Annotated in this window: 9 protein-coding genes; 7 read left to right on the top strand and 2 right to left on the bottom strand. The window is 66.9% G+C overall.

What is annotated here, in order from left to right:
* Positions 1-28 precede the first annotated feature (28 nt).
* Complete coding sequence (locus KBW95_RS09455) at positions 29-544, bottom strand: DUF2244 domain-containing protein (protein WP_211522716.1); 516 nt, start codon at positions 542-544, stop codon at positions 29-31.
* Positions 545-670: 126 nt separating this feature from the next.
* On the opposite strand from KBW95_RS09455, the gene KBW95_RS09450 reads away from it, so the two are divergent.
* The 4 genes from KBW95_RS09450 to KBW95_RS09435 all read left to right on the top strand — a co-directional run bounded on the left by KBW95_RS09450 (position 671) and on the right by KBW95_RS09435 (position 6,774).
* Entirely contained in the window at positions 671-1,936 is a 1,266-nt protein-coding gene (locus tag KBW95_RS09450) for an Hsp70 family protein (RefSeq protein ID WP_211528110.1), read from the top strand.
* Positions 1,937-1,954: 18 nt separating this feature from the next.
* Positions 1,955-2,605 (top strand): PolC-type DNA polymerase III, encoded by a 651-nt coding sequence (locus KBW95_RS09445; protein WP_211528109.1) that lies wholly within the window; start codon positions 1,955-1,957, stop codon positions 2,603-2,605.
* A 223-nt stretch (positions 2,606-2,828) separates the two neighbouring features.
* On the top strand, positions 2,829-4,409 hold the full coding sequence (locus tag KBW95_RS09440; protein WP_211528108.1) for a tetratricopeptide repeat protein: 1,581 nt from the start codon (positions 2,829-2,831) through the stop codon (positions 4,407-4,409).
* 193 nt (positions 4,410-4,602) lie between these two features.
* A complete protein-coding gene (locus KBW95_RS09435; RefSeq protein WP_211528107.1) occupies positions 4,603-6,774 on the top strand; it encodes a prolyl oligopeptidase family protein in 2,172 nt (723 codons plus the stop codon).
* A 70-nt stretch (positions 6,775-6,844) separates the two neighbouring features.
* Here the strand turns inward: KBW95_RS09435 and KBW95_RS09430 are convergent, their stop codons facing one another.
* Positions 6,845-7,420 (bottom strand): helix-turn-helix domain-containing protein, encoded by a 576-nt coding sequence (locus KBW95_RS09430; protein ID WP_211522721.1) that lies wholly within the window; start codon positions 7,418-7,420, stop codon positions 6,845-6,847.
* A 160-nt stretch (positions 7,421-7,580) separates the two neighbouring features.
* Here KBW95_RS09430 and KBW95_RS09425 point away from each other — a divergent pair, with 160 nt between their 5' ends.
* The 3 genes from KBW95_RS09425 to KBW95_RS09415 are packed head-to-tail and all read left to right on the top strand — an operon-like array spanning position 7,581 to position 11,211.
* Entirely contained in the window at positions 7,581-8,786 is a 1,206-nt protein-coding gene (locus tag KBW95_RS09425) for a glycine C-acetyltransferase (protein ID WP_211522722.1), read from the top strand.
* A 33-nt stretch (positions 8,787-8,819) separates the two neighbouring features.
* Complete coding sequence (locus KBW95_RS09420; protein ID WP_211528106.1) at positions 8,820-9,776, top strand: NAD-dependent epimerase/dehydratase family protein; 957 nt, start codon at positions 8,820-8,822, stop codon at positions 9,774-9,776.
* Between the two features lie 46 nt (positions 9,777-9,822).
* Positions 9,823-11,211: an L-serine ammonia-lyase gene (locus KBW95_RS09415; RefSeq protein ID WP_211528105.1), complete on the top strand. Its 1,389-nt coding sequence runs from the start codon at positions 9,823-9,825 to the stop codon at positions 11,209-11,211.
* Positions 11,212-11,252 lie beyond the last annotated feature (41 nt).

The raw sequence follows: 11,252 nt of genomic DNA, 5'->3' as shown, positions 1-11,252 counted from the left end.
AGGGAAGAGAGGTGTTTCCCGCGGTAGCTCAGGACAACAGGGAGGCGGGGCGCAAGGCGCGGCGCAGTTGGTGCACGACTTCCTGCCGTGCGGGCGGGGTGAGATAGCGCCCCACGTCGACACGCTCGCCGCGCGCTTCCAGGACGATCAGGGTGCGCATGCCCAGGTCGGCCAGGCTGACGCGGGTATGGTGCGGGTCCAGCCTGGACTCCAGCACGCGCGCGCCGTCCCGGCGCTCGACCAGCAGCCAGCCGTCGGCCAGGCGGATGCGCTCCTGGTCCAGGGCGTGGCGGGCGTAGTAGAGGAGGGCTGCGCCGACCGCCGCGCTCTCGGCCAGGGCGAAGGCCAGCACCATCCAGGCGCCGCGCAAGGTGAAGACCAGGGCGATGCCGAGGGTGGCCGCGCTCAGGAGTGCGTAGACCAGCAGCGCCTGGCGCGGGCTCAAGGAACAATTGCGCTTCATGAGCCATTCATGGCGCACGGACGCGGCCGGACCTGCGCCGCCGGCGCCCAGGCCCATGCCGCTGCCGCCTCCTGCTTCCATTGCCGCTCCGTGGCCGATTTGACAGGATTAATCATAGCGCTACTTCGCCTGTCGGGCGCCAGCGACACACGATACAAGAGCCCGGTTATCTGTTACGATACCGCCCCCTCCCACGCAAAGGTTTGTATGACGCACGCTTGCGGCGTTGACTTCGGCACGTCCAATTCCACCGTCGGCTGGCTACGCCCCGGCGCATCCCGCACCGCGGCCGAGTCGCTTCTCATCCTCGAGGACGGCAAGCCGACCCTCCCGTCCGTGGTGTTCTTCAATGCCGACGATGAGCGCGTGACCTATGGACGCGAAGCGCTGGCGGAATACCTGGAAGGCTACGAAGGCCGCCTGATGCGCTCGCTCAAGAGCCTGCTGGGCACCAGCCTGATCGACGGCCAGACCGAGGTCGCCGGGCGGGCGCTGCCGTTCCGCGCACTGCTGGCCCAGTTCATCGGCGAGGTCAAGCGCCGCGCCGAGCGCCAGGCAGGGCGTCCTTTCGAGCAGGCCGTGTTCGGCCGCCCCGTGTTCTTCATCGACGACGACGCCGGCGCCGACAAGCTGGCCGAGGATACGCTGGCCGAGGTGGCGCGCTCGGTGGGCTTCCGCGACGTGAGCTTCCAGTACGAACCGATCGCCGCCGCCTTCGACTACGAAGCCGGGATCGACCGCGAAGAGCTGGTCCTGATCGCCGACATCGGCGGCGGCACCTCCGACTTTTCGCTGGTGCGCCTGGGACCCGAACGCGCAGGGCGCACCGACCGGCGCGAGGACATCCTGGCCAACGGCGGCGTGCACATCGGCGGCACCGACTTCGACAAATACCTGAGCCTGGCGACGGTGATGCCCCTGCTGGGCCATGGGAGCCACTTGCTGTCGGGCGCGGCGGTGCCATCGAGCTATTATTTCAACCTGGCGACCTGGCACACGATCAACCAGGCCTATACCCGCAAGAGCCAGGCCCAGCTGGCCGACCTGGTGCGCGATGCGGCCGAGCCGCGCAAGATCGCGCGCCTGCAAAACCTGATCGAGGACCGGGCCGGGCACTGGCTGGCGATCCAGGTCGAAGCCGCCAAGATCGGGCTCTCGGGCGCCGAGCGGGTGGCCCTGTCGCTGGACCGCCTGTCGCCGCCCGAGGAGCTGCACGTGGGGCGCGCCGAGTTCGAGGCGGCCATCGGCCACCTGGTCGACAGCGTCGGCGCGACCGTGCGCCGGCTGTTCGCCGACGCCGGCGTCACCCCTGGCGACGTCGATACGGTATTCTTTACCGGCGGTTCCAGCGGCGTCGGCCTGCTGCGCCGGCATATCGCCGCGCTGGTGCCGGATGCGCGCGCCGTGGAAGGCGACCTGTTCGGCAGTATCGGCGCCGGCCTGGCCCTGGATGCGCAGCGCAAGTTTGGATAGATTTGTAAGGGATGAAGCATGAGTAGCTATGAGCGTCCGATCGTGATGCTGGACTTCGAGACCACTGGTTTGTCGCCCGAGATGGGCGACCGCATCACCGAGGTGGCGGCACTGCGCATCGTCGGCGGCGAGATCACCGAACGCTATGTCTCGCTGGTGAATTGCGGCGTGCGCATTCCGTCCTTCATCACCGCCCTGACCGGCATTACGCAAGAGATGGTCGACAGCGCCCCGTCGGCCCGCCAGGTGGTGCCGGAACTGCTCGACTTCATCGGCGGCGACGTGCTGTCGGCGCACAACGCCAGCTTCGACGAAAAGTTCCTGAAGGCCGAAGGCGCGCGCCTCGGCCGCAGCTGCTCGCACGCCGCGCTGGTGTGCTCGCTCAAGCTCTCGCGCCGGCTGTATCCGGGAATGGCGAGCTACAAGCTGGGTCAGCTCTCGCGCCAGCTGGGGATCGTGTTCCGCGGTACCGCCCACCGCGCCGAGGCCGACGCCGAAGTCGCCGCCGAAGTGCTGCTGCACGCCGCGCGCCACCTGGGGCGCACCTGTGGCCTGGAGCGTGTGGCGCCGGATCTGCTGGTCTCGATTAACAAGGTCGCGGCAGCAAAGATTCCCGTCTTCCTGGACAAGTACGCGGCCACCATGCGCGAGCGCGCCGCCACCGCCTGATTCCCTCCCGGCCGCTGCGTGTCCGAACCCGGAACGCGACGGCCGCGGTCCGCACGATTGTGCCGACTCAAACTCCGACCCGGCCACTCTACTTACAATTTTAGCAAGTGGATGGCCTCGCTTGCGCGGGCCAGCGCTTCCGCTGCGGCCCCGGACCATGGCCGCCCAGCCGCGCTGACACTGCCGCCACCGGCGATAGCGCCGACACCGCAAGGGGACATGGATGAGCCGCGAGAATGCCGCCCGCGAGGGCTACGAGACCTACCTGTGGTTCCGCCGATCCGCCCAGGACGGCAATCCCTACGCCCAGTTCAACCTGGCCCTGCTGTACCTGCGGGGCAAAGCCGGCGAGCGCGACGACGAAAGCGTGGACGGCGGCAATCGGGACGCTGATGGCGGCGGCCGCGCCGATCGCAACGCCGAGCACGCCGCCCATCTGCTGATGCGCGCGGCCGAGCAAGGGCTGGCCTATGCGCAGAGCCAGCTGGGCGCGCTCTACTACAACGGACGCGGCGTGCCGCGCAGCGCGGAGCTGGCCGCCGCCTGGTTCCGCCGCGCCGCCGAGCAGGGAGACCGCTCCGCCCAGTACAACCTGGGACTGCTGTACCGGCGCGGGCGCGGCGTGCGCCAGTCGCACGAGTGCGCGCTCGGCTGGTTCTGGCGCGCCGCCGAGCAGGGCATGGCGCGCGCCCAGAGCTACCTGGGCGAGTGCTACCTGCATGGCCTGGGCGCCGCCGTCAGCTATCCGCTCGCGATGGCCTGGTTTCGCAAGGCGGCGATGCAGGGTTTTCCCCACGCCCAGCTGCAGCTGGCCCTGATGTACGAGCGTGGGCACGGCGTCGATCCCAGTCCTTCCCAGGCCTTGTACTGGTTTCGGCACGCGGCCGCGGCCGGGAACCCGGTCGCCCAGCGCCACCTGGGCCTGGCCTATGCCGACGGCCAGGGCGTGCGCGCCGATCCGGTCAGCGCGCGCCACTGGCTCGAGCGCGCCGCCCACCAGGGCGACCGCGATGCGCAATATGCGCTCGGCGAGCTGCTGGCCGAGCGGCGCGGCTCGGTGCGCGATCGCGAGCGCGCGCTGTCCTGGTTCGAGCGCGCCGCCGACCTCGGCCACGCCCAGGCCCAGTACCGGGCCGGACACATCCTGGCCGGCGGCTGCGGACGCGGCTTCGGCGTGGCGCGCAACCATCCGCGCGCGCTGGCTTACTACCTGCGCGCGGCGGAGCAGGGCGCGGCGAACGCCCAGTTCGCGCTGGGCCTGTTGTACGCCAATGGCCAGGGCGTGCCCCAGGACTTCGCGCGCGCCGCCGACTGGTACCGCCGCGCGGCCCAGCAAGGCGACGCCAGCGCCCAGAACAACCTCGGCGCACTGCATGCACGCGGCGACGGCGTGGGCCGCGACGACATGCTGGCCGTCTACTGGTACGGCCATGCCGCGGAACAGGGGTATGCGCCGGCGCAGGTCAACCTGGCCAGCATGTACGCGGCCGGGCGCGGCGTCGAATGCGACCTGGTGCTGGCTTGCATGTGGCTCTGGCTGGCCGCGCGGGCCGGGCTGCCTGCCGCGACGCTCACCCGGGCCGGCGCCGGCACGCCGGCGCGCAAGCCGGCGGAGGTGCGCCCGGTCGAGCAGGCCGAGGCGCATGCCGTCGAGCAGGCGGCGGCGCGCATGCGGCAATTGGCGGCGGCTCTCGCGCCCGCGGATCGTCAAAGGGCGCGCGAACTGGCGGGCCGCTGGCTCGCGGCGAGGGAAGGGAGGGCGGACTTCAATCCGGGACTGCTGGGCAGTATGGATGCCGCATAAGCGCAGTGCCGGCTGCTTGCGCCGGGCTGCCGGCACTGTCGGCGGGGATGAATATGCCGATGTCGACAGCTGCTGTATGGACATTTACTAATCGCAGGTGGAAAGCCGGCCCGGCGGTAGGCATGCTCGGTGATTCGCGTTATGATGCCCCTCGGCACATGCCATACCCCATCTCAATCCGACAGAGAACAACATGCACCTGAGACACGCTACGCTCGTCGCCATGCTGGCCGCCGCCTTCGGCGCACACAATGCGCTCGCACAAACCTGCGCCGCCACCGGCCCTTCCTTGACCTACCCGGTAACGAAGAAGACCGACCAGACCGACAACTATCACGGCACCACCGTGGCCGATCCCTACCGCTGGCTCGAAGACGCGAACAGCGCCGAGACCAAGTCCTGGGTCGACGCCCAGAACAAGGTGACCCAGGCCTACCTGGCGCAGATCCCGCAGCGCGAAGCGATCCGCCAGCGCCTGACCCAGCTGTGGAACTACGAGCGCTACAGCGTGCCGGAAAAAGAAGGCGGCCGCTACTTCTACACCCGCAATGACGGCCTGCAGAACCAGTCGGTGCTGTACACCCAGAAGAGCCTGGGCGACACCCCGCGCGTGCTGCTCGACCCGAACACCCTGGCCGCCGACGGCACCGTCGCCCTGGCCGGCGCCGAAGTCAGCCCGGACGGCAAGCTGCTGGCCTACAGCATCGCGGCCTCCGGCTCGGACTGGAACGAGATCAAGGTCCGCGACATCGAGACCGGCAAGGACCTCGACGACCATATCAAGTGGGTCAAGTTCTCGCGCACCGCCTGGACCAAGGACGGCAAGGGCTTCTTCTACAGCCGCTACGACGAGCCGAAGGAAGCCACCAAGCTGGCCGACGTGAACTACTTCCAGAAGCTGTACTTCCACCGCATCGGCACCTCGCAAAGCGCCGACACCCTGGTGTACGACCGTCCCGACCAGAAGGAATGGGGCTTCGGCGGCCAGGCCACCGACGACGGCCGTTACCTGGTCATCACCACCACCAAGGGCACCGCGCCGAAGTACCGCGTCTCGTACAAGGACCTGAGCAAGCCCGATTCCAAGGTCGTGGACCTGATCGACAACTTCGACGCCGGCTACGAGTTCATCGACAACATCGGCAGCGTGTTCTACTTCAGCACCGACCGCAATGCGCCGCGCAAGCGCATCGTCGCCATCGACGTGAGCAAGCCGGCGGAGAGCAACTGGAAAGAGATCGTCGCCGAGTCCAGCGACACCCTGGTGGGCGCCGACATCGTCAACAAGCAGCTGGTGCTCGAATACCTGAAGGATGCGCGCAGCGTCGTGCGCGTGGTCGACCTGAAGGGCAAGGCCGTGCGCGAGATCGCACTGCCGGGCATCGGCTCGGTGGGCGGCCTGCAGGGCAAGAAGGACGATACCGAGACCTTCTTCTCCTTCACCGGCTACACCACCCCGACCACCATCTACCGCCTGAACCTCAAGGACGGCAAGAGCAGCGTGTTCCGCCAGCCGAAGGTCGCCTTCGACCCGGCCGACTACGAGACCCGCCAGCAGTTCTACACGAGCCGCGACGGCACCAAGGTCCCGATGTTCATCGTGTCCAAGAAGGGCCTCAAGCTGGACGGTTCGAACCCGACCTACCTGTACGGCTACGGCGGCTTCAACATCTCGCTGACCCCGGCCTTCTCGCCGGCCAACCTGGCCTGGATGGAAATGGGCGGTGTTTATGTGGTGGCCAACCTGCGCGGCGGCGGCGAGTACGGCGAAGCCTGGCACCAGGCCGGCACCAAGCTGCAGAAGCAGAACGTGTTTGACGACTTCATCGGCGCGGCCGAGTGGCTGGTGTCGAACAAGGTCACCTCGCCGCAGAAGCTGGCGATCGGCGGCGGTTCCAACGGCGGCCTGCTGGTGGGCGCGGCCATGACCCAGCGCCCGGACCTGTTCGGCGCCGCGCTGCCGGCGGTGGGCGTCATGGACATGCTGCGCTTCCACAAGTTTACCATCGGCTGGGCCTGGACCTCGGACTACGGCTCGTCGGAGAACCCGGATGAGTTCAAGGCGCTGGTCAAGTACTCGCCGCTGCACAACCTGAAGCCGGGCACCTGCTACCCGGCGACCATGGTGACCACGGCCGACCACGACGACCGCGTGGTGCCGGCGCACAGCTTCAAGTACGCCGCGGCAGCCCAGGCGGCCCAGGCGGGCGGCGCACCGATCCTGATCCGCATCGAGACCAAGGCCGGCCACGGCGCCGGCAAGCCGACCACCAAGCAGATCGAGGAAGTGGCCGATCGCTGGGGATTCCTGTCGCGCGAGCTGAAGATGGGCGACGCGCCGAAAGCAGTCGGCGGCTCGAACTAAGCTTGTTGTCGAAATAAAAACGGCTGCCGGAGCGATCCGGCAGCCGTTTTTCATTTGACCTGCGCTTGGGCTAGCGATGCACGACCACCAGCAGCGCCTTGGCCTCGGTCTTTCCGGGATTCCGGATCACGTGGTCCTGGTCCGCGGGATAGCGCGCCGTGCCGCCGTGACGGATTTTTTTCTTCTCGCCGCCGACTTCCAGCTCGACGCTGCCGACCACCACGCTCAGGTGCTCGTTGGTGCCCGGATCATGCGCCTGCGAAGCCAGGGCGCCGCCGGGCGCCAGGGTCAGCTCATACCATTCATACTTGCCGGCCAGGTCCATCGGGCCCAGGATGCGCAGGGAATAACCGGCATGCGCACCGGGCAGGGTGGGAATCTCGTGCGCGTCGACCACGCGGATCAGTTCCGCCTGGCGCACTTCGGACGATAGCAATTCGCTAATCTGCACACCCAGCGCATTGGCCAGGCGCCAGGTGATGGCGATGGTGGGATTGGCTTTTTCGCGTTCGATCTGGGACAGCATCGACTTGGACACGCCCGCGATGCGCGACAGATCCTCCAATGTGAGGCCGCGCGCGAGGCGCAGGCGCTGTAGCGTGGCGCCAACTTCTGGCGGAGCGTTGTTTGCTAGACTTTTATTCATTACCTATAGACAGTAGCTTGCCAAGTTCATTGGCCGGGGGTAAGATTCAATATATTGAATTTTCGTTCGAGATAAAGAACCTAGTTTTGTAGATCGAACGAGTCAACGGTACAACATACGACAACACCCGGTCAAGCCGGACCAACCAGGAGAGCATCACATGAGCGATCAAGCCTTTTACAGCACCCTCCAGCAAAAACTCGACACGCTGAAAACCGAGGGCCTGTTCAAGCCGGAGCGTGTGCTGGCCTCGCGCCAGGGCGCCGAAGTCGTCGCCCAGGACGGCCGCACCCTGATCAACATGTGCGCGAATAACTACCTGGGCCTGTCCGGCGACCCGGAAACCCAGAAGGCGGCCGCCGCCGCCTTGGAAAAGTACGGCTACGGCCTGTCGTCGGTGCGCTTCATCTGCGGCACCCAGACCGTGCACAAGGAACTGGAGCAGAAGCTGTCGGAATTCCTCGGCACCGAAGACACGATCCTGTACGCGGCCGCCTTCGACGCCAACGGCGGCGTGTTCGAGCCGCTGTTCGACGAGAACGACGCCATCATCTCGGACGCCCTGAACCACGCCTCGATCATCGACGGCATCCGCCTGTGCAAGGCCGCGCGCTACCGCTACGCCAACAACGACATGGCCGACCTGGAAAATCAGCTGCAGGCCGCGACTGAAGCGGGCAAGCGCCACAAGATCATCGTCACCGACGGCGTGTTCTCGATGGACGGCACCATTGCCCAGCTGGACAAGATCGTGGAGCTGGCCGAGAAATACGGCGCCCTGACCATGATCGACGAATCGCACGCCTCCGGCTTCATGGGCAAGACGGGCCGCGGCACCCACGAGCACTGCGGCGTGATCGGCAAGATCGACATCATTACCGGCACCCTGGGTAAGGCCCTGGGCGGCGCGATGGGCGGCTTCACCTCGGGCCGCAAGGAAGTCATCGAGACCCTGCGCCAGAAGTCGCGTCCTTACCTGTTCTCCAACACCCTGGCCCCGATGATCGCCGGCGCCTCGCTGGCCGTCCTGGACCGCATCAGCAAGTCGACCGAGCTGCGCGACCGCCTGCACGAGAACACCGCCCACTTCCGCAAGGAGATCGAGCGCATCGGCTTCACCATCAAGCCGGGCACCCACCCGGTGGTGCCGGTGATGCTGTTCGATGCGCCGGTGGCCCAGAAATTCGCCGCCCGCATGTTCGAGCTGGGCGTGCTGCTGTCGGGCTTCTTCTACCCGGTGGTGCCGATGGGCCAGGCGCGCGTGCGCGTGCAGCTGTCGGCCGCGCACACCCGCGAGCAGCTCGACAAGGTGCTGGCCGCCTTCGAGCAGGCCGGCCGCGAGCTGGGCATCATCAAGAACCAATAAGAACAGTCATCAGCAAGAGATCGGAATAACAGCATGGAACGCATCCTCATTATCGGCGCCAACGGTCAGATCGGCAGCGAACTGGTCACCGCCCTGGCCGAACAGCACGGCGAAAACAACGTGATCGCCTCGGACATCGGCGCCAACAACGTCTACGGCGCGGCGCGCTACACCCAGCTCGACGTGCTGGACAAGGACCGCCTGGCGTCGCTGATCGACGCCGAAGGCATCACCCAGGTGTACCAGCTGGCGGCGCTGCTGTCGGCCACCGGCGAAAAGGCCCCGCTGAAGGCATGGACCCTGAACATGGACGGCCTGCTGAACATCCTGGAAGTCGCGCGCGAGCGTGGCGAAACCGGCAAGCCGCTGAAGATCTTCTGGCCCTCGTCGATCGCCGCCTTCGGCCCGAACACCCCGGCCGAGAACACCGCCCAGTACACGGTGATGGACCCGACCACGATCTACGGCATCAGCAAGCTGGCCGGCGAGCGCCTGTGCGAGTACTACCACAGCAAGTACGGCGTGGACGTGCGCAGCATCCGCTACCCGGGCATCATCAGCTTCAAGTCGCCTCCGGGCGGCGGCACCACCGACTACGCGATCGCCATCTTCCACTCGGCGCTCAAGGGCGAGACCTACGAATGCTTCCTGGGTCCGGAAACCACGCTGCCGATGATCTACATGCCGGACGCGATCCGCGCTACCATCGAGCTGATGGACGCGCCGGCCGAGAAGGTCGTCATCCGTTCCTCGTACAATGTGGCGGGCGTGTCCTTCAACCCGCGCGAACTGGCTGCCGCCATCAAGAAGGCGCTGCCGGAATTCGAGATCGCCTACAAGCCGGACAGCCGCCAGCAGATCGCCGATTCCTGGCCGAAGAGCCTGGACGACAGCCGCGCCCAGGGCGACTGGGGCTGGAAGGCCAGCATCGGCGTCGAAGAGATGGTCGCCGACATGCTGAAGAACATCGACGTCGGCATCACCGCCTGATCGTCATCGTCAAACCATCATAAAAAACGACATAAAGAGACAACAGATGGACATGAGCGTATTTGATCTGTTCAAGATCGGTATCGGCCCGTCGAGCTCCCACACCGTGGGCCCGATGGTGGCGGCGCGCCGCTTTCTGCTGGAATGCGGCCCGCTGGACCAGGCGGTCGGCGTCGAGGCTCACCTGTATGGTTCGCTCGCGCTGACCGGCGTCGGCCACGCCACCGACAAGGCGGTGATCCTGGGCCTGATGGGCGAAACGCCCCAGGGCATCGATCCGGACTCGGTCGAGGACAAGCTGGCCGAGGCGGAGCTGGACGGCGTGCTCAAGCTGCTGGGCACGAAGGAAGTACCGTTCACCTACAATACGGGCCTGGTCTGGCACAAGGCCTCGACCTTGCCCGAGCACCCGAACGGCATGAAGTTCGTGCTCAAGCTGGCGGACGGCAGCGTCATCGAGCGCATCTATTATTCGGTCGGCGGCGGTTTCATCACGGCGGCGGGCGAGAGCCAGTCGCGCTCGGCCGAAGCGCCGGCGGTCGAGGTGCCTTTCCCGTTCAGCACCATGAGCGAGCTGCTGGAGCAGGGCAAGCGCAGCGGCCTGTCGATTCCGCACATGCTGCGTGCGAACGAGCTGGCGCGCATGGGCGAGGCCGAGCTGGACGCAGGACTGGACCGCATCTGGCGCGTGATGCGCGACTGCATCGCCCACGGCCTGGTCACCGAAGGCCAGCTGCCGGGCGGCCTGAACGTCAAGCGCCGTGCGGCCAAGCTGTGGAAGCAGGCGCACTGCAACGAAGGCAAGCGCGTCAACGAGCTGCCGCACGACTTCACCCACCAGGTGACCCTGTACGCGATGGCGGTCAACGAAGAGAACGCGGCCGGCGGCCGTGTCGTGACCGCCCCGACCAACGGCGCGGCCGGCATCATCCCGGCGGTGCTGCGCTACTACGCCGAGGACTGCCATCCGAGCGACCCGGTGCGCGGCGTGCGCGATTTCCTGCTGACTTCCGCGGCGATCGGCATGCTGTGCAAGAAGAACGCCTCGATCTCGGGCGCCGAAATCGGTTGCCAGGGCGAGGTGGGCGTGGCCTGCGCGATGGCGGCGGCCGGCCTGGTGGCGGCGCTGGGCGGGACGAACGAGCAGATCGAGAACGCGGCCGAGATCGGGATCGAGCATCACCTGGGCATGACGTGCGATCCGATCGGCGGGCTGGTGCAGATTCCTTGCATCGAGCGTAACGGGATGGGGGCGATCAAGGCGATTACTGCCGCGTCGCTGGCGCTCAAGGGCGACGGGACGCACTTCGTCAGCCTGGACAACGTCATCGAGACGATGCGCCAGACCGGGGCGGATATGCAGGTGAAGTACAAGGAAACCTCGCTGGGCGGGTTGGCGGTGCATGTGGTGACCGTCAATCACGCGGCTTGCTGATGGGCTAACTGCTGCTCACGCAAACTTGGGTCCCGGCCTTC

The sequence above is a fragment of the Massilia sp. ZL223 genome, from assembly GCF_018119395.1.
In the GTDB taxonomy this organism is placed as follows: domain Bacteria; phylum Pseudomonadota; class Gammaproteobacteria; order Burkholderiales; family Burkholderiaceae_D; genus Telluria.
Note: the sequence above shows the minus strand (reverse complement) of the source record. Positions and strands in the feature narration are given on the sequence as shown.